We start from the raw sequence: 18,942 nt of genomic DNA, 5'->3' as shown, positions 1-18,942 counted from the left end.
CGCGTCACCGCCGGATCCCTCGGAACCCGACCGATTCCGCGCCAGACCGAGGACGGATGCTCCGGCACGGCCCCGACCCCGAACCGACGGCATGCGAACCGGCAGCGCAGGCGACGACGGGCGATGCGACGGACGGCGAACCGCCCCCGACGGCCTCCCTCGCACCCGTCAACGCTCCAGCAGCATCCGCTGCAGCTCCCGAGCCGCCCGCGGCGGAGCCACATCGCTGCGGTGCGCCAGCGCGATCGTCCGGTCGAGCCCGGGCCGGGCCAGCGGCGTCACCCGCAGCCCCCGCCCGGACCGCGTCGCGACCATGCGCGGTACGACGGCCACACCGAGCCCCGCCCGGACGAAGCCGAGGACGGCGTCCATCTCGCCGCCCTCGACGGCGAAGTCGGGCTCGAACCCCTCGGCGCGACACGCGGCGACCGTCAGTTCGCGCAGGTCGTAGCCGTGCCGGAACATGACCAGGCGTTCCCCCTCCAGGTCGGAGATCCGCACCGTGCGGCCACGCCCCGGCACCGGCGCGCCCGGCGACGACACCACGACCAGGTCCTCGCGCAGCAGCTCCACCGTGGTCAGCGCGGGCGATGGCGTGGGCAGCGGAAGGACGACCAAGGCAAGATCGAGAGCGCCGCGCGCGAGTTCCCGTACGAGATCGTGCGAACCGCCCTCCTCGATCAGCAGCCGGATCCCCGGATAGCGGTCGTGGAAGGCGCGCAGCACGTCCGGGAGCAGACCGGTACACACGCTCGGGGTCGCCCCGAGCCGGACCCGGCCGCTGCGCAGCTGGGCCAGCTCCTGCACCTCGTGGCGGGCCGTGTCCGCGTCAGCGAGGATGCGCCGGGCCAGCGGCAGCAGCGCCTCACCCGCGTCCGTGAGCGTGATGTTCCCGCGCGCCCGCAGGAACAGATCCGCCCCCAACTCCCGCTCCAGCGCCTTGATCTGCTGGGACAGCGACGGCTGGGCGACATGGACCAGATCGGCGGCCCGGGTGAAGTGCCGGGTCTCGGCGACGGCGACGAAGTACTGGAGCTGCTGGAACTGCACCTTTCGACAATAGCCCACGCCTATGGAAACCAGCCGGACCATGTCTTGGACCGATCGGCCCCTTGACCCCTAGCGTCCTGTGGCATGGCTCTGGCAACGCGGACGGACCGACGGCCGTCCATGGCACGCACCGTGTGGGACAGCTCCGTCGGCAAGAAGACCGTGATGGCCGTCAGCGGACTGATCATGGTGCTGTACCTGATCGCCCACATGATCGGCAATCTGAAGATCTACTTCGGGGCGGGCGAGTTCAACCACTACGGGCACTGGCTGCGCACCGTGGGCGAACCCTTCATGCACTACGAGTGGACGCTCTGGCTGATCCGCGTGGTGCTGGTCGTCGCCGTCGTCGCGCACGCTGTCTCCGCCTACCAGCTGAGCCGCCGCGACATCAAGGCGCGCCCCAGCAAGTACGTCCACAAGAAGCCGCGGGCCAGCTACGCGACGCGCACCATGCGCTGGGGCGGGATCATCCTCGGCCTGTTCATCGTCTGGCACCTCCTGGACCTGACGACCGGCACCGTGCACTCCGGCGGCTTCCAGGAGGGCCACCCGTACCAGAACGTCGTGGACACCTTCTCCACCTGGTACGGCAACGTCATCTACATCGTCGCGATGCTCGCGCTCGGTCTGCACATCCGGCACGGCTTCTGGAGCGCGGCACAGACCCTGGGCGCCGGCAGCCGCACCCGCGACCGCGCCCTCAAGACCGTCGCCAACGTCCTCGCGCTGGTGCTGACCGCGGGCTTCATCTCCGTACCCGTCGGTGTCATGACTGGAGTGGTGAGCTGACATGACCGCATACACCGAATACGCGACCGGTGCGCCGGTCGTCGACGGCAAGGCCCCGCAGGGCCCGATCAACGAGCGCTGGGACACCCGCCGTTTCGAGGCCAAGCTGGTCAACCCTGCCAACCGCCGCAAGCACACGGTGATCGTCGTCGGCACCGGCCTCGCGGGCGGTTCGGCCGGCGCCACGCTCGCCGAACAGGGCTACCACGTCGTCCAGTTCTGCTACCAGGACTCGCCCCGCCGCGCCCACTCGATCGCCGCGCAGGGCGGCATCAACGCGGCGAAGAACTACCGCAACGACGGCGACTCCATCCACCGGCTCTTCTACGACACCGTCAAGGGCGGCGACTTCAGGGCGCGCGAGTCCAACGTCCACCGACTGGCGCAGATCTCGGTGGAGATCATCGACCAGTGCGTCGCGCAGGGCGTGCCGTTCGCCCGCGAGTACGGCGGTCTCCTCGACACCCGCTCCTTCGGCGGCGTCCAGGTGTCCCGGACGTTCTACGCCCGAGGCCAGACGGGCCAGCAGCTCCTGCTCGGCGCGTACCAGGCGCTGTCCCGGCAGATCGCCGCGGGCAACATCGAGATGCACCCGCGCACCGAGATGCTCGACCTGATCATGGTCGACGGGCGGGCCCGGGGCATCGTGGCCCGCGACCTCATCACCGGCAAGATCGACACGTACTACGCGGACGCGGTGGTCCTCGCGAGCGGCGGATACGGCAACGTCTTCTACCTCTCGACGAACGCCATGAACTCCAACGCCACCGCGATCTGGCGGGCCCACCGGCGCGGCGCCTACTTCGCCAACCCCTGCTTCACCCAGATCCACCCCACCTGCATCCCGCGCACCGGCGACCACCAGTCCAAGCTCACCCTGATGAGCGAGTCGCTGCGTAACGACGGCCGCATCTGGGTCCCGAAGGCGAAGGGCGACACCCGCCCGCCGAACGAGATCCCCGAGGACGAGCGCGACTACTACCTGGAGCGCATCTACCCCTCCTTCGGCAACCTCGTGCCCCGTGACATCGCCTCCCGCGCCGCCAAGAACGTCTGCGACGAGGGCAGGGGAGTGGGCCCCGGCGGCCAGGGCGTCTACCTGGACTTCGCCGACGCCATCCAGCGGATGGGCCGGGCGAAGGTCGAGGAGAAGTACGGCAACCTCTTCGACATGTACGCGCGGATCACCGCCGAGGACCCGTACACCGTCCCGATGCGGATCTACCCCGCCGTGCACTACACGATGGGCGGACTGTGGGTCGACTACGACCTGCAGACCACCATCCCGGGCCTGTTCGCGATCGGCGAGGCCAACTTCTCCGACCACGGCGCGAACCGCCTCGGCGCCTCGGCCCTGATGCAGGGTCTCGCCGACGGCTACTTCGTGCTGCCGTCGACGATCAACGACTACCTCGCCCGCAACCCGCACCATGACGAGGTGACCGACGAACACCCCGCCGTGCAGGAGGTGTTGGCCGAGACCGAGGACCGGCTGCGGCTGCTCCTGGCCGTCGACGGCGACCGCACCCCGGACTCCTTCCACCGCGAAGTCGGCGAACTCATGTGGGAGTTCTGCGGCATGGCCCGTACGGAGACCGGGCTGCGCAAGGCACTTGAGCGCATCCCGCAGATCCGCGAGGAGTTCTGGCGGCGCATCAAGGTGCCCGGCACCGGCGAGGAGTTCAACCAGTCCCTGGAGAAGGCCAACCGCATCGTCGACTACCTGGAGCTCGCCGAGCTGATGTGCCTCGACGCGCTGCACCGGGCCGAGTCCTGCGGCGGCCACTTCCGCGAGGAGTCCCAGACCCCGGACGGCGAGGCGGCCCGCAAGGACGACGAGTTCTCCTACGCGGCCGCCTGGGAGTTCACCGCCACCGGTGACGCGCCCGTCCTGCACAAGGAAGACCTGGTCTTCGAGTACGTCCACCCCACTCAGCGGAGCTACGCATGAAGCTCACCCTGCGCGTCTGGCGGCAGAAGAACGCCGACGCCGACGGAGCGATGTCCACGTACGAGGTGGACGACATCTCGGCCGACATGTCCTTCCTGGAGATGCTCGACACCCTCAACGAGGAGCTCATCCTCAAGGGCGAGGACCCGGTCGCCTTCGATCACGACTGCCGCGAGGGCATCTGCGGCGCGTGCTCGCTCGTCATCAACGGCGACGCGCACGGACCGGAGCGCACCACCACCTGCCAGCTGCACATGCGGTCCTTCAAGGACGGCGACACGATCGACATCGAGCCCTGGCGCGCCTCGGCCTTCCCGGTGGTGAAGGACCTGGTGGTGGACCGGTCGGCCTTCGACCGGATCATCCAGGCCGGCGGCTACATCACCGCCCCGACCGGCGCCGCGCCCGAGGCACACGCGACGCCCGTGCCCAAGCCGGACGCCGACTTCGCCTTCGAGCACGCCGAGTGCATCGGCTGCGGTGCGTGTGTGGCGGCCTGCCCGAACGGTGCGGCGATGCTCTTCACTTCCGCGAAGATCAACCACCTCAATGTGCTGCCACAGGGCGCGCCCGAGCGTGAGACCCGTGTGCTCGACATGGTGGCGCAGATGGACGAGGAAGGCTTCGGCGGCTGCACTCTCACCGGCGAGTGCGCCACCGCCTGCCCGAAAGGCATCCCGCTGTTCTCCATCACCAGCATGAACAAGGAGTGGATGCGGGCTACGCGCAAAACGGGGCGGCGTTAGCGCTCCGCTGGTTGGGCGGCTGTTCGCCTGCGGGCCGACTGTGGCTGGTCGCGCCCACGCGGCGGAGTCGCAAAATGTCACAGCCCCGCGCCCCTATAGGGGCGCTCCCGCTGAGGTCACTTGTTCAGAAGACGTTCGCCGTAAGGGTGCGGACGGGCGGGACCGGAAGTGGTGCTCACCCCGGTCCCGCCAAGCACCCCACGGGCCGCTGTTCGGCCGCCGCGCCGGCCTGGCCGGCGGCCTGCTGTTCGCCCTGATTCCCGGGGTGAGCCGGGTCCGCCGGCGTTCGCGGTGGTGGCCGGGGCCGGGCTCGCCGCCGGGGCACGCTCCCGGCGGTTCTCGCCTCGGTCCTGGCGGTTCTCGCTCTGCTCACGCTGCCCGAGCAGCAGGCATTGCGGGAGCCGCTCGCGCACTAGGTGGGCGGCCGACTCGGCGAGGAACGACCTGCTGTCGACCGACGGCCCGAAGCCGGAGCGGCGCCTGCCGGGCGAGAAGCGGAGCCGGCAGGTGGTGATGGGGAACCAGAGGGATCCGCTGAGCGGGCTGCCCCCGGCCAGGCGGCGGCCCCACGCGCACACATCGCGTCCGGCGCGGAACGTCCCGGCGGGCTGACCGTGGCTCTCCCGGTGCGCAGCCGATAGCGCCGCCTTCCGGACACCGATCCCGGGCATTCAACATCCCCACATCCCGTCTCCTGGCCACGGTCACGCGCACGCCAACCGGCATCGGAAGAACAGGAGCGCGCAGACCGCACCGATCCGGTCGGTCTGCGACCGCACCGCCGAACCGGCCCGTGACCAGGAGAGTGCCATGACCGGCGTTTCCACGCTCGACCGTCCCCCGCAGCCCGCGGCACCCACCCGCTACACCGTCTCCCTCGCCCGCGACGAGGCCGACGTCCGGGCCGCGCAGCGGCTGCGCCACGACGTCTTCGCCGGGGAGATGGGAGCCCTCCTGTCCACCCCGCAGCCGGGCCTGGACATCGACGCCTTCGACGCGTACTGCGACCACCTGCTGGTCCGCGACACGGTGACCGGCCAGGTCGTCGGCACCTACCGGCTGCTGCCGCCCGAGCGTGCCCCGATCGCCGGACGACTGTACTCGGAGAGCGAGTTCGACCTCGGCCCGCTGGCCGGAATCCGCTCCGGGCTGGTCGAGGTCGGCCGCTCCTGCGTGCACCCCGACCACCGCGACGGCGCGGTCATCGGGCTGATCTGGGCCGGGATTGCCCGCTACATGGTCGACGGCGGCCACGAGTGGCTCGCGGGCTGCTGCTCCATCCCGCTCGCCGACGGCGGCGCGCTCGCCGCGGGCACCTGGGACCGGGTCCAGGCCAAGCACCTGGCGCCCGAGGAGTACCTGGTACGTCCGCTGCTGCCCTGGGAGCCGCCCGCGGGCGCCGCCCCGCAGGGCGGCACCGAACTGCCCCCGCTGCTGCGCGGCTACCTCCGGCTCGGCGCCTGGGTGTGCGGCCAGCCCGCGCACGACCCCGACTTCGGCGTCGCCGACCTGTACGTGCTGCTGTCGATGCGCCGGGTCAACCCGCGCTATCTGCGGCACTTCCTCTCGCTCGTGCCGTGATGAGCAACCCTCGCCTCGTGGTGTCGCGTCGCCCCCGGCCGCGGGGGGCGGCGCAGGCCGGCCCGGGCTCGGCGGTGCTTCCCACCGCCGGAGCCGTTCCGACGCCGCGGCGGCCCCGCGCGGCCGGCGCCGCGCCGTCGCCCAGCGCGTGGCTGCCCACCGCACCCTGCTCCCCGCGCGGCTGCGTGGAGTTCACGGCGTCCTGGGGCGCCGTGCCCCGCGCGGTGGTGCGGCTCGCCTCCGTCCTGCTCCTGGTCCTCGCGGGTGTCGTACTGTGCCCGCTCGTCGGGCGGCTGCGGGCGGCGGCGCGCGACCGGTGGATCCGCCGCTGGTGCCGGGCCGTCGTGCGGGCCACCGGCGTACGGGCCCGGATCACGGGAGCGGCCGCGCCCACCGGGGGACTGCTGATCGTCGCCAACCACATCTCGTGGCTGGACATCCCCCTCCTCGCGGCCGTCCGCCCGGCGCGGATGCTCGCCAAGACCGAGGTCCGCGCCTGGCCCGTGGCGGGCCCGCTGGCGGCCGGGGGCGGCACCCTGTTCATCGAACGCGACCGGCTCCGCGCCCTGCCCGCCACCGTGGACCGCATCGCCGAGGCCCTGCGCGGCGGCGCGGCCGTCGTCGCCTTCCCCGAGGGCAGTACCTGGTGCGGCCGGGCCCAGGGGCACTTCCGGCGGGCCGTCTTCCAGGCCGCGCTCGACGCCGGCGTGCCCGTCCAGCCGGTGCGCATCCGCTACCGGCTCGCCGGGGGAGAGGCGAGCACCGCGCCCGCCTTCGTCGGCGACGACCCGCTGCTCGTGTCGCTGTGGCGGGTGGCGGCGGCGCGCGGACTGGTCGCCGAGGTCGAGGTGCGGCCGGCGCTCGCGGCCCACAGCCATGCCGACCGGCGCGCGCTCGCCGACGCCGCGCAAGGGGGTTCGCACCGCGCGTGTTCACCGGCCGGCGCACACCCCTGACATTCCGTCAGTTGCGCGGGGTACCGTCCCGGCATGTATCCCGGAGCGTACGACCCCGCCAGGCCGGCCGTCGTCACCGCGGACGGCGGCCGGACCCTCACGTACGGACAACTGGAGGAACGCTCGCTGCGGCTCGCGGACCATCTGCGGTCCATGGGCCTGAGCCGGGGCGACCACGTCGCCCTCCTCTGCGACAACGACCCACGCGTCCTGGAGGTCTACTGGGCGACCCTGCGCTCCGGCCTCTACCTCACCGCCGTCAACCATCACCTGACCGCCGACGAGGCGGCGTACATCGTGCGCGACTGCGGGGCGTCCGCGCTGATCGTCTCGGAACGCCTCGGTGAACTCGCGTCGCACGTCGGCGCGTTGATGCCGGACGCGACGCTCCGCCTGGACAGCTCGTACGAGACCGCCCTCGCCGCCGCCTCACCCGAACCGCCCGCGCACCAGCCGCGCGGCGCCGACATGCTCTACTCCTCCGGGACCACCGGCCGCCCCAAGGGCATCGAGCCGGCGCTTCCCGACGGCGACGTCCGCGAGGTGCCGAGCACCTTCCAGCTCCTCTTCCAGCCCATGTACGGCTTCGACGAGCACACGGTCTATCTGTGCCCGGCGCCCCTCTACCACGCGGCGCCCCTGCGCTTCTGCTTCGTCGTCACCGCCACCGGCGGAACCGTCGTCCTCATGGACTCCTTCGACGCGCAAGGCGCGCTCGTGGCGATCGAACGCCACCGGGTGACGCACAGCCAATGGGTGCCCACCATGTTCGTACGGATGCTGAAACTCCCGTCCGACGTACGGGAGTTGTACGACGTGTCGTCACTGAAGGTCGCCATCCACGCGGCCGCGCCGTGCCCCGTCGAGGTCAAGCGGCGGATGATGGAGTGGTGGGGGCCGGTCCTGTACGAGTACTACGCGGCGACGGAGGCCAACGGGATCACCTTCATCGGGCCCGAGGAATGGCTGCGCAAGCCGGGGTCCGTGGGGCGCGGCGGCCTCCTGGGCGTACCGCGGATCTGCGGTGAGGACGGCAAGGTGCTGCCCGTCGGCGAGACCGGAACGGTCTACTTCGAGCGCGACGAACTGCCCTTCCGGTACCACAACGACGACGCCCGCACCCGTGAGGCGCAGCACCCCGAACACCCCGAGTGGACCACGACCGGCGACATCGGACACCTCGACGAGGACGGCTATCTCTTCCTCACCGACCGTAGGGCGTTCACGATCATCTCGGGCGGCGTGAACATCTACCCGCAGGAGACAGAGGACTGTCTGACCCTGCATCCGAAGGTCGCCGACGTGGCGGTGATCGGCGTTCCGGACGCCGAGATGGGGGAGGCGGTCAAGGCGGTGGTGCAGCCCGCTCCCGGTACGCCGCCGGGGCCCGAACTGGAGCGTGAGCTGCTCGACTTCACCCGGGAGCGGATCGCCCGCTACAAGGCCCCGCGCAGCGTGGACTTCACGGACGCGCTGCCACGCACGCCGACGGGCAAGCTCGCCAAGTCGGCCCTCAGGAAGGTCTATTGGTCCTGATGAGGGCCCTGTCGACCCCGGCAAAGGCTTATGGGGCCTGGCGGAGGGTGCGGGTCAGGTAGGGAGCCGTTCGGCTCCCGGCTGCCCGTGCCACCTCCGTCGGCGGGCCGGCGGCGACGATCCGCCCGCCTGCCTCACCCCCGCCCGGGCCCAGGTCGATCACCCAGTCGGCGCCCGCGACGACCGTCATGTCGTGCTCGACGACCACGACGGTGTGGCCCGCGTCGACCAGACCGTGCAGTTGGCGCATCAGCACCTCGACGTCGGCGGGGTGCAGTCCCGTCGTCGGCTCGTCGAGCAGATACAGGGTGTGGCCGCGCCGCACCCGCTGCAACTCGCTGGCCAGCTTGATGCGTTGGGCCTCGCCGCCCGACAACTCCGTGGCGGGCTGGCCGAGTCGCAGATAGCCGAGGCCCACGTCGAGGAGCGTGGTGAGGCTGCGGGCGACGGCCGGGGTGTCCGTCCCGGCGAAGAACCGCGCCGCCGCCTCCACCGTCAGGTCCAGGACCTGCGCGATGTTCCGTCCCCGGTACGTCACTTCGAGGGTCTCGGGGTTGTAGCGCGCCCCGCCGCAGTCCGGGCACGGCGCGTAGGTGCTGGGCAGGAACAGCAGCTCCACGCTGACGAAACCCTCGCCCTGGCAGGTCTCGCAGCGTCCGCCGGCGACGTTGAAGGAGAAGCGTCCCACGCCGTAGTCACGCCTTCTGGCCTCCTCCGTCACGGCGAAGACCTTGCGCACGACGTCGAAGAGCCCGGTGTACGTCGCCAGATTCGAGCGCGGGGTGCGTCCGATGGGTTTCTGATCGACGCTGACCAGCCGACCTACACCCTCCAGGTCCTCCGTCACTTCGCCGATCAGCGTGGACTTGCCGGAGCCGGAGACACCGGTGACCGCGGTGAACACGCCGAGCGGGAACTCGGCGGTGACCCCGCGCAGGTTGTGCCGCGTGACCGGCCCGATCTTCAACTGGCCGCTCGGCGCCCGGACTTCGCGCACCGGAGCGGGGGAGCGGTCGAAGAGGAAGCGCGCCGTCGCGGACTCGGCCACCCGCTCCAGCTCCGCGACCGGACCGCTGTGCAGCACGCGCCCGCCGTGCTCGCCGGCGCGCGGACCGACGTCGACGAGCCAGTCGGCGCCGCGCACGACATCGAGGTGGTGCTCCACGACGAACACCGAGTTGCCCGCCGACTTCAGCCGCGCCAGGACGGTGAGCAGGGCCTCCGTGTCCGCCGGGTGCAGTCCGGCGGACGGCTCGTCGAGGACGTACACGACCCCGAAGAGCCCGGAGCGCAGCTGGGTTGCCAGACGCAGCCGTTGGAGTTCGCCCGCGGAGAGGGTGGGGGTGGCCCGGTCCAGGCTGAGATAGCCGAGCCCGAGCTCGGCGACGGGCGCGATACGGGCCTTCAGATCCTCGGTGAGGACACGGGCGGTCTCCGAATCGGCTGTGAGGGACTGTGCCAGCTGCACCAACGGCAGCGCGGCCAGCTCGGCGATGTTCCGCCCCGCGAACGTCACCGCCAGCGCCTCGGGACGCAGCCGGCTGCCGCCGCACACCGGACACGGAGCGGTGGTGAGGAACCGCTCGGCCTTGGCCCTGAGCGTCGGGCTCTTCGTGTCGGAGAAGGTCTTCATGACATAGCGCCGGGCGCTCATGTACGTGCCCTGGTAAGGGCGTTGGATCCGCTCGGCGTCCCGCACCGGATGCACGGTCACGACCGGCTGCTCGTCCGTGAAGAGGATCCACTGCCGCTCCTCGGCGGGCAGTTCCCGCCAGGGCCGGTCCACGTCGTACCCGAGTGTGTCGAGGATGTCCCGCAGGTTCTTGCCCTGCCAGGCACCCGGCCACGCGGCGATCGCCCCCGCACGGATCGACAGCGACGGATCCGGGACGAGCAACTCCTCGGTCGTACCGTGCACTTGGCCGAGACCGTGGCATGCGGGGCAGGCCCCGGCCGCCGTATTGGGCGAGAAGGCATCCGAATCGAGCCGCTCGGCGCCCGGCGGATAGTCGCCCGCCCGCGAGAACAGCATCCGTAGCGAGTTGGAGAGATTGGTGACCGTACCGACGGACGAGCGCGAGGTGGGTGCCGAGCGGCGCTGCTGGAGCGAGACCGCGGGCGGCAGCCCGGTGATCTCCCCGACCTTCGGCGCCCCCACCTGGTGGATCAGCCGCCGCGCGTACGGGGCGACCGACTCGAAGTACCGCCGCTGCGCCTCCGCGTAGATCGTCCCGAAGGCCAGCGAGGACTTGCCGGAGCCGGAGACACCGGTGAAGACCGCGAGGACGTCACGCGGGATGTCGACGTCCACGCCCCGGAGGTTGTGCTCACGGGCGCCCCGGACGCGGACGTACGGGTCGTGGGGGCTGTGCATCGGCGGGACTCCTGTGGGCGGCCAGGGGCCTGGACATCAGTGGGGCTGGGGGCAAACCCCACGATTCTAGGTCGTGGTCAGTCCCGCGAGCCGGGCGAGTCTCCGGTAGGAGTCCACAAGGGCGTCCCGGTCGTACGTACTCGTCGTGACCAGCACTTCCTGGGCACCGGTCTCCTTGATCACCGTTTCCAGTTCGTGGGCGACCTGCTCCTCGGTGCCCACGATGTGGCCGGTGAGGCCGGACTTGTAGAAGCCGCGCTCCTTGGCGGTCATGGTGAGGGCCTCGACGCGCTCGGCGGGCGGCAGGGGCGGGAACGTGCCGTGCGTGCGGGAGTACGCCATGGACCAGGCCTCCGGGAGCAGCAGACGGCGTGCCTCCTGCGGGCTCGCCGCGACCGCGACGGTGCCCGAGATGACCACGTACGGCTCCCGCGCCCAGTCGGAGGGGCGGAAGGTCGCGCGGTAGTGGTCGATGCCGCGCAGCATCTTCTCCCGGTTCCTGAGATCCCCGATGACCATCGGCAGGCCCGCCCGCGCCGCGATGGTGGCGCCCTCGCCCAGGGCGAGCACGAAGGGCGGCACGGTGAGGCCCTCCGTGGGGCGCGCGTGCACGCCGGTCGGGGATGTCCCTCGGAACCAGTCGAGGAGTTCGGCGAGCTGGGCCGCGAAATCGTCGGCATCGTCCTTGTCCCGCCCGAGCGCCCTGCGCACGCCGTCCGTGAAGCCGACGGAGCGGCCCAGACCCATGTCGATCCGTCCCGGGAACAGGGACTCCAGGACCCCGAACTGCTCGGCCACGACGAGAGGTTGGTGGTTCGGCAGCATCACGCCGCCGGTCCCGACCCGGATGGTACGGGTGGCGGCGGCGAGCGCGGCGGCCAGCACGGTGGGTGCGGGTCCGGCGACTCCTGGCACGCCGTGGTGCTCCGAGACCCAGATCCGGTGGTAGCCGAGGGCCTCCAGATCCCGGGCCAGCCGTACGGTGTCGCGCAGGGCCTCGGGAGCCTCGTGCCCCTCGCGGGTGCGCGAGCGGTCGAGTACGGAGAAGCGGGTTGCCGCGATCACAGAGCTCACAGGGGGTTCAACGCGTGCGGGGCGCCAGGATTCCCGGACCCGCGGCTTGAGCCGGGGGAGCGGGGCGTGGTCAGCCGGTGTGACCGGTGCGGAAGTCTCCCGGGGGCATGCCCGTGTGGTGGGTGAAGTACTTTCCGAAGTTGGTGGCCTCGGTGAATCCCAGGCGCTGGGCGATCGCCGCGGCCGTGAGATCGGTGTGGGCGAGGAGGCGTTTGGCCTCCAGCACGACCCGGCGGTCGACGACCTGCTTCGCGGTGTGCCCGGTGGCCGCCTGACAGGCGCGGTTGAGGGTCTTGGCGGAGTAGCCGAGGAACTGGGCATAGTCCTCCACCTGGCGGGTGCGGTGGAAGTGCTGCTCGACCTCCCGGCGGAAACGCAGATAGGTCTCGTCCGGCACGGCGCCGGGCTCGGCCGCTCCGGGCGGCGTGGGCAGGGCGGCGATCCGCAGGAGCAATACGGTGAGCTGGTGGCGCAGCAGTTCGATGCCGAGCGGCGGTGTGGCGGTCGTGTGCCCCGCGGGTACGGACATTCCGCAGGCGGTGGCGTAATCCTCGGCGAGCTGTACGACCGTCGCGGTGAGGGTGCGCAGGGCCTCCGGCGCGTCAAGGTGCCACACGGCCGTCTCGTACTGGTCCTCCAGGAGCCCGCGGAGCACCTGTGACGGCGGCAGGAACGCCGGGGTGAAGAGGACGGCATGGCCATCGAGCCCGGGCGCCGCGGCGTTCTCCTGGACCTGGTTCGGGCGCAGCCACAGCAGGGTGCCCGGACCGCACTCGTGGTCCACGAAGTCCACGGTGTACCGCCCGTGTCCCGATGTGATCAGGAAGATCTGGTGGAAGTCCAGCCGCTGCGGCTGCGCCAGCGCCGCTGCCGGGACCCGCCGCCGCAGCTCCGCCAGGGCGAAAGTCTCCACGCTGAGCCCGGGCCGCACGGGATTGCGGAAGTCCACCTCCTTGATCGCAGCCCGGTCCGGCTCCTCGATCGCAACCCGACCCGGCTCCTTGACCCCACCATGGCCCAGAGGGCCCGCATGTCCCGTTTCCACCATGACGACTCCTGAAATGACCTCGTGTCCCATCCTGCACCCGTACACGCTGGAACACGCCCGAGAAGTCCCGGCACGGATGCCCGGAGGCTCTCGCAGCGCGGCGCGCGGTCCTGCGGGCGCCGCGCCGCTGAGGTCGCGCGCCGACCCGTACGGGCACACGATGCGAAGACGACTGCCGCACACTTCTCTGGAGTCCCCATGGTCTGGATCCCGCAGATCACCGACCTCGCCGACCGACTCGGCGCCGCCGACCTCGCCGCCGCCCTGCGCGACCCGAGCGAGGCCACCGTCCGCGTCGCACTCGACGACCCGGGAGCCGGCCGTATCAGCGGCGTGGCCGTCCTCGCCGCCTGGCTCGCAGAGCAGGAGAAATGGCGCGCGGAACGCCGGGTGGACATCGAGCCGGTCGCGACCACCGTCACCGAGAAGCGGGCCGTGGGCGAATGGGTCGTGCACCTGAACGGCCCGGACGGCAGGCGCATCGGGCTCCCCGTCGCCGTCGCCGTGGAGCCCGCGTCCACGCTGCCCGTCCGGATCTACCACTCCCGCTGGCCGCTGCTCGGCCATCACGTCGTACGTCCCCCGCTGCTGCCCCACGACCCGGACGCGCACGCCTCGGATGTGGTGGGCGCCTACAAGGCGGCCCTCGGCGCGGGGGACACCGACGGTGTCGTCGCCACCTTCGCGGCCGACGGCTACTTCCGCGAGCCGTCCGGCGACGCCTACCGATATGTCGGCACCCATGTGCTGTCCGACTTCTACAAGGGTTTCTTCTCCGCGGGCGGCGGTATCCCGCTCAAGCTGTGCACCGTCACGGAGGACGGCACCCGCAGCGCGTTCGAGTACATCTGCGACCGCTGGGGCGACACCGACCTGCCGCCGCAGGCGGGCCTCGCCGTCTACACGCGGGGCGCCGACGGCCTGATCGCCGCCGCGCATGTGTACGACGACGTGGAAGGCCCCGTGGAGTAGGGCTTCGCGGCGCTCGTCGCGGGCAGGTTCAAGTCGTCGGAGTGCACCGCCCCACCGCCAGCGAGAGCAGGAGAGCGCATGCAGCACGTGAAGCTCGGTTCGACGGGCCTGGATGTCTCCCGGATCTGCCTGGGCTGCATGAGTTTCGGCCTTCCCGATCGCGGCGTCCATGAGTGGACCCTCGACGAGGAGGCGTCACGGCCCTTGATCCGCCAGGCGCTGGAGGCCGGGATCAACTTCTTCGACACGGCGAACGTGTACTCCGACGGCACCAGCGAAGAGATCGTCGGCCGGGTGCTCGCCGACCTCGCGCGCCGCGACGAGATCGTCATCGCCACGAAGGTGAACGGCGCGATGCACGACGGCCCGAACGCGCGTGGTCTGTCCCGCAAGGCGATCATGACGGAGATCGACAACAGCCTGCGCCGGCTGGGCACCGACTACGTCGACCTCTACCAGATCCACCGCTTCGACCCCGCGACCCCCGTCGAGGAGACGATGGAGGCCCTGCACGACGTGGTCAAGGCAGGCAAGGCCCGCTACATCGGGGCGAGTTCGATGTACGCCTGGCAGTTCTCCAAGGCCCAGTACACGGCCCGGCTGAACGGCTGGACGCGGTTCGTGTCGATGCAGAACCATTACAACCTCCTCTACCGCGAGGAGGAGCGCGAGATGCTGCCGCTCTGCGCGGACCAGAGGGTCGGTGTGCTGCCCTGGAGCCCGCTCGCCCGCGGCCGCCTCACCCGCGACTGGGACACGGCCACCGCGCGCAGCCGGACCGACGAGTTCGGCAAGAACCTCTACCAGGAGGGCGACCGCGAGATCGTCGGCGCCGTCGCCCGCATCGCCGCCGAGCGCGAGGTGCCCCGCGCGCGGGTCGCCCTCGCCTGGCTGCTGCACCAGAGCACCATGACCGCACCCATCGTCGGCGCCACCAAGCCGCTGCACGTCGAGGACGCGGTCGCCGCCCTCGACGTACAGCTCACGGACAAGGAGATCGAGGAGCTGGAGCGGCCGTACACGCCTCGGGCGATCAGCGGTCACTGACGGCAGGATGGGGAGCGCTTCCCAGTCCGCTCTCGAGAGCGCTCCCAATGCGACGAGTTCCGGACAGTTCGTCTGGCCGAGTGTTTCTCAATTCCCTTTGCTGGGACCCTGCTGACGTTCAGTCAATATCCGGGCTCGCGACGGAAAGGGAAAACTCCGAGATCGCTTGTTCCGGCTCGGTTCCCTGTGCAAAGGTGTGCCGTGTCGGCGTACAGGTAAACTTTCAACTTTCCTCTGTGCGCATACGGTGCGCCCGTGCACCCCTCGCTTCAAAAGAGCTGTCAGAGGCGGTCGTTCGCGGCGCAACCCCCCATGGGTAGTCCCTCCGCTTCATCGGGCGGGCTACATACCCATTGGTATGGACTAATTCCTGTGTTGCCTTTGGGAGGAAAGCGGACGTGAATGACGCAAGGCTGTCTCATTCCCCAAGCCTCGCTCGCCTGTTCGAGGTTTCGGATGAGCGGCTCGCGGCCGACCTGAAGAAGAGCTCGGGGAACACGCCCGCGCACTATCCCGTCGGAGAACTCCTGGACCGCCACTGGGAAGCGGTCTTCTCTTACGCACGCCTGTGCACCGACGGTGTACGTCCGGCCGGAATGCTCACGACCGCCTCATTCACGCGCATGTTCGGGGAATCGCTGCGGCAGACCGGGCCGTCGGCGGCATGGCGGCCGCAGTTGCTGGTCACCGCGCGCCGCATAGCGGCCGAGTGGCTCACGGACCAGCGGCGCGAGTTGCTCCATCCCGGGCTGCTCGCCGACTCGGACCGTGAGGACCGGGCCGCGGCGCGCCTCCTGCCGCCGGAGGGCAGACGCCTGCTGACCCGAGCGTTCCAGCGGCTTCCCGAGCCCGCCCGCTGCCTGCTGTGGCACACGGAGGCCGAGGCCGAGCAACTGGAGGTGCCCGCCGCCCTGTTGGGCCTGACCGTCGAGGACGCTACGGCAGAACTCGGCCGGGCCCGCGAACGCCTGCGCGAAGGCTGCCTGGAAATCCATCGCGAACTGGCCCCCGAGCAGGAGTGCCGCCGCTACAACCGCATGCTGGACGTGTCCCTGCGGCGCGGCGGCGTCGACCTCGACCCCGATCTGCGGCGTCACATGTCCAGATGCGGCCACTGCCGGTACGCCGCAGACCAGTTGAACCAGTTCAACGGCCAACTCGCCCTCGCGCTCGCCGAAGCCGTGCTCGGCTGGGGTGCGCGCGCGTACCTCGAATCCCGACCGGGGCGCGCCACCGCCATCGTGGAGGTGACACAACCGCCCGAGGCCGCCGGGATCGCCGCCGCCGGGGACACGACGACTGAACTGGCCGACCCGCACGGAAAGTTCCCTTCTCCGGCAGCAGCCCCACGCCCGCCGAGTGTTCCCCCTCGAACGGCACCGCGCGCTCAGTCGCCCGCCGACTCCCGCCCGCCGACACGCAAGGCCGCGACGCACAAGACCACGACGCAGAAGATCGCGGCGCAGAAGGCCACAGCGCACAAGGCCACAACGCACAAGGCCACGACGCACAAGGCCCCTCGGCGCGCGCCGCGCCGCCGGAACGTGGCCCTCGGCGTGCTGACCGTGAGCACGCTGATCCTGGTCCCGCTGGTCCTGTGGGCGGCCGGTTCGGGCTCCGACCGCGAGGGCGGTACGGCCGACGGCACCGGCTCCTCGGAAGGGCCCAGCTCAGGCTCGGGCACGGTGCCTGGCGCCAACCCGTCCTGGATCGGGGCCGGCGACGCGTCGAACGGCACCGTGCGCGGCCGGCTGCGCAACGCCGCGACCGGGCTGTGCATCGGCATCGTCGGCAAGAAGCCGGTGAAGGGCGCGGAGACCGAACTCACCTCGTGCACCTCGAAGTCGGCCCAGCAATGGTCGTACGAGGCGGACGGGCTGCTGCGCAACGTGGCCGACCCCGACCTCTGCCTCGACTCCCACCTGGGCTACTCGGTCCAACTGGCCCCCTGCTCGGGCGAGTCCCAGCCGGGCACCAAGAACGTGCGCTACGACTTCACCCTCCAAGGCACGCTGGTGCCGCGCTGGAACCAGGACCTGGCTCTCGCGCCGGCCTCCGGCAAGGGCGAAGCGGCGCTCGTCCTCAAACTCCGCAAGGACGAGGCGGCCCAGCGCTGGACCCTCGACACCTCCTCGCCCTCGCTCCAGCTGGAGGTGGTCAATTGGGACTCCACGCGTGAATCGACGGTGTCCACGGCCTCCGCCCTTCCCCAGGCCTCGAAGACACCGTCGCCGACCACCACGCACAAGTCTTCCGCGACGCCGACGACTCCGCGGCCGACCCCGTCGACCGCCTATCCGACGTACGGCTACTGCTACTACCCGTATTACCACTGTCCGGGAGACGGGCAGTACGGGTCCGGCTCCGGGTACGACTACGGGTACGACTACGGATACGGCGGATACGGATACGGCGGATACGGGTACGGATACGGCGGCTCCGGCTCCGGATATGGGGGAGGCCACGGAGGCGCCCGTTGAGCCGTCAGGACGCGGTCGCGCCCGACGATGAAGCCGCCGTGCCCAGGAATTCCGCCCAGCCGCCCAGCGGTGACTGGCCGGGGCTGAGCGTGCGCAGCTTCCGCAGGACCGCCGGGTCCTGAGCCTCCAGCCACTCCACGAGCTGACGGAAGGAGACCAGGCGGACGTCGTCGTGCGTGGCGATCTGGGTGATGGCCTCCTCGACGGCGTCCATATAGATGCCGCCGTTCCACCGCTCGAAGTGGTTGCCGATGAAGAAGGGGGCCCGGTTGCTCTCGTAGGCGCGACGGAAACCGGCGAGGTAGCTGTCGCGGGCCTGGGTGCGCCAGGCGTCGTACTGGGAGCGGTCGCCGAGCGGGTTGGCGTTCGACTGGTTGGCCATCAGGTTGTAGTCCATCGACAGGACCTGGAAGGAGTGGCCGGGGAAGGGGATCGACTGGAGCGGGAAGTCCCAGATCTTTCCGCCCTGCACCTTGCCGGGCCAGATCTGCAGGCCGCCGGGGGAACTGGCGTCGTACTTCCAGCCGAGCGAGGCGGCGGTGGGCAGCAGGTTGGACTGGCCCTCCAGGCACGGAGTGCGGCCGCCGATCAGTTCCTTGTCGTAGTCGAAAGGGAGCGGTTCGAGGTCGGTGAAGCCGGTGTTGGTCTTCCACTCGGTGACGAACTTCTTCGCCTGGTCGATCTCGCTGCGCCACTCGGCGGCCGACCAGCGGCGGACCCCGTCCGTACCGCAGAAGTGGCCGTTGAAGTGGGTGCCGATCTCGTGCCCCTCCAGCCAGGCCGCGCGTATCTGCTGGAGCGTGGCGTGGATGTGCCGGTCGGAGAGATAGCCGATCGCGGAGGCGCCGACGGGGTGCTGCGGCGGGCGGTAGAGGTTCTTCTTCGACTCGGGCAGGGTGTAGATGCCGCTGAGGAAGAACGTCATGGACGCGCCGTGATCGGCGGCGACCTTGCGGAACCGGGAGAACAGCTTGTTGCTGAGCTCCCCCGCGCCGTCCCAGGAGAAGACGACGAACTGCGGTGGGCGTTCGCCGGACTTGAGCCGCTCCGCCTTCGGCTGCTTGGGCTGGGCTCCGGTGTCGGCGGTCGACCCGTCACCGATCAGCTTGGTCCGCCGGGTCTGCCCGTCGTTCCCGTCCCCCTTGCTGCCCACGGACCAGCCGTCGGTGGAGCAGGCGGAGAGTGCGCCCAGGGCGCTCGCCGACGCCGTCGCGGCCAGCAGGCGCCTGCGTGAGATACCGCTCATGATCATCCCCCGATTTCTCGGTACGGCTCCCGCTCTGCGGCCGGAGCTTCCGTTCCTGCGACGCGCCGTTCTGCGCGGTGCGTCAAACG

14 protein-coding genes are annotated in these 18,942 nt (G+C 70.8%); 9 read left to right on the top strand and 5 right to left on the bottom strand.

The window, feature by feature from the left end:
- Positions 1–168: 168 nt before the first annotated feature.
- Positions 169–1,050 carry a LysR family transcriptional regulator gene (locus tag ACFY0T_RS01420; RefSeq protein WP_388863668.1) on the bottom strand — a complete coding sequence of 294 codons (882 nt, stop codon included), beginning with the start codon at positions 1,048–1,050 and terminating at the stop codon, positions 169–171.
- 120 nt (positions 1,051–1,170) lie between these two features.
- On the opposite strand from ACFY0T_RS01420, the gene ACFY0T_RS01415 reads away from it, so the two are divergent.
- The 6 genes from ACFY0T_RS01415 (at position 1,171) to ACFY0T_RS01390 (ending at position 8,612) form a co-directional block, all read left to right on the top strand.
- Positions 1,171–1,842 carry a succinate dehydrogenase gene (locus tag ACFY0T_RS01415; protein ID WP_388864194.1) on the top strand — a complete coding sequence of 224 codons (672 nt, stop codon included), beginning with the start codon at positions 1,171–1,173 and terminating at the stop codon, positions 1,840–1,842.
- 1 nt (position 1,843) lies between these two features.
- Entirely contained in the window at positions 1,844–3,793 is a 1,950-nt protein-coding gene (locus ACFY0T_RS01410) for a fumarate reductase/succinate dehydrogenase flavoprotein subunit (protein WP_388863666.1), read from the top strand.
- Positions 3,790–4,539 carry a succinate dehydrogenase/fumarate reductase iron-sulfur subunit gene (locus ACFY0T_RS01405; protein WP_388863664.1) on the top strand — a complete coding sequence of 250 codons (750 nt, stop codon included), beginning with the start codon at positions 3,790–3,792 and terminating at the stop codon, positions 4,537–4,539. The genes ACFY0T_RS01410 and ACFY0T_RS01405 overlap by 4 nt, the downstream gene beginning before the upstream one ends.
- A gap of 810 nt (positions 4,540–5,349) precedes the next feature.
- Positions 5,350–6,120 (top strand): GNAT family N-acetyltransferase, encoded by a 771-nt coding sequence (locus ACFY0T_RS01400; protein WP_388863662.1) that lies wholly within the window; start codon positions 5,350–5,352, stop codon positions 6,118–6,120.
- On the top strand, positions 6,120–7,076 hold the full coding sequence (locus ACFY0T_RS01395; RefSeq protein WP_388863660.1) for a lysophospholipid acyltransferase family protein: 957 nt from the start codon (positions 6,120–6,122) through the stop codon (positions 7,074–7,076). The genes ACFY0T_RS01400 and ACFY0T_RS01395 overlap by 1 nt, the downstream gene beginning before the upstream one ends.
- Before the next feature lie 33 nt (positions 7,077–7,109).
- Positions 7,110–8,612, top strand: coding sequence for an acyl-CoA synthetase (locus tag ACFY0T_RS01390; protein ID WP_388863658.1), 1,503 nt, complete (start codon positions 7,110–7,112; stop codon positions 8,610–8,612).
- Positions 8,613–8,640: 28 nt separating this feature from the next.
- On the opposite strand, the gene ACFY0T_RS01385 is transcribed toward ACFY0T_RS01390, so the two are convergent.
- From ACFY0T_RS01385 to ACFY0T_RS01375, 3 genes are all read right to left on the bottom strand, one after another.
- A complete protein-coding gene (locus ACFY0T_RS01385; protein ID WP_388863657.1) occupies positions 8,641–10,986 on the bottom strand; it encodes an ATP-binding cassette domain-containing protein in 2,346 nt (781 codons plus the stop codon).
- Positions 10,987–11,052: 66 nt separating this feature from the next.
- Positions 11,053–12,060, bottom strand: a complete 1,008-nt coding sequence (locus ACFY0T_RS01380; protein WP_388863655.1) for an LLM class flavin-dependent oxidoreductase — start codon at positions 12,058–12,060, stop codon at positions 11,053–11,055.
- 70 nt (positions 12,061–12,130) lie between these two features.
- On the bottom strand, positions 12,131–13,108 hold the full coding sequence (locus ACFY0T_RS01375; RefSeq protein ID WP_388863653.1) for a helix-turn-helix domain-containing protein: 978 nt from the start codon (positions 13,106–13,108) through the stop codon (positions 12,131–12,133).
- A gap of 198 nt (positions 13,109–13,306) precedes the next feature.
- On the opposite strand from ACFY0T_RS01375, the gene ACFY0T_RS01370 reads away from it, so the two are divergent.
- The 3 genes from ACFY0T_RS01370 to ACFY0T_RS01360 all read left to right on the top strand — a co-directional run bounded on the left by ACFY0T_RS01370 (position 13,307) and on the right by ACFY0T_RS01360 (position 17,607).
- Positions 13,307–14,080 (top strand): nuclear transport factor 2 family protein, encoded by a 774-nt coding sequence (locus ACFY0T_RS01370; RefSeq protein ID WP_388863651.1) that lies wholly within the window; start codon positions 13,307–13,309, stop codon positions 14,078–14,080.
- 78 nt (positions 14,081–14,158) lie between these two features.
- Entirely contained in the window at positions 14,159–15,127 is a 969-nt protein-coding gene (locus ACFY0T_RS01365) for an aldo/keto reductase (RefSeq protein WP_388863649.1), read from the top strand.
- 398 nt (positions 15,128–15,525) lie between these two features.
- Positions 15,526–17,607: a ricin-type beta-trefoil lectin domain protein gene (locus ACFY0T_RS01360; protein WP_388863647.1), complete on the top strand. Its 2,082-nt coding sequence runs from the start codon at positions 15,526–15,528 to the stop codon at positions 17,605–17,607.
- A gap of 4 nt (positions 17,608–17,611) precedes the next feature.
- Here ACFY0T_RS01360 and ACFY0T_RS01355 read toward each other — a convergent pair whose 3' ends face one another.
- Positions 17,612–18,853, bottom strand: coding sequence for a hypothetical protein (locus ACFY0T_RS01355; RefSeq protein ID WP_388863645.1), 1,242 nt, complete (start codon positions 18,851–18,853; stop codon positions 17,612–17,614).
- Positions 18,854–18,942 lie beyond the last annotated feature (89 nt).

Source organism: Streptomyces sp. NPDC001530, assembly GCF_042894545.1.
Lineage (GTDB): Bacteria > Actinomycetota > Actinomycetes > Streptomycetales > Streptomycetaceae > Streptomyces.
The sequence above is the reverse complement of the archived record's forward strand: the minus strand, read 5'-3'. Positions and strand labels throughout refer to the sequence as shown.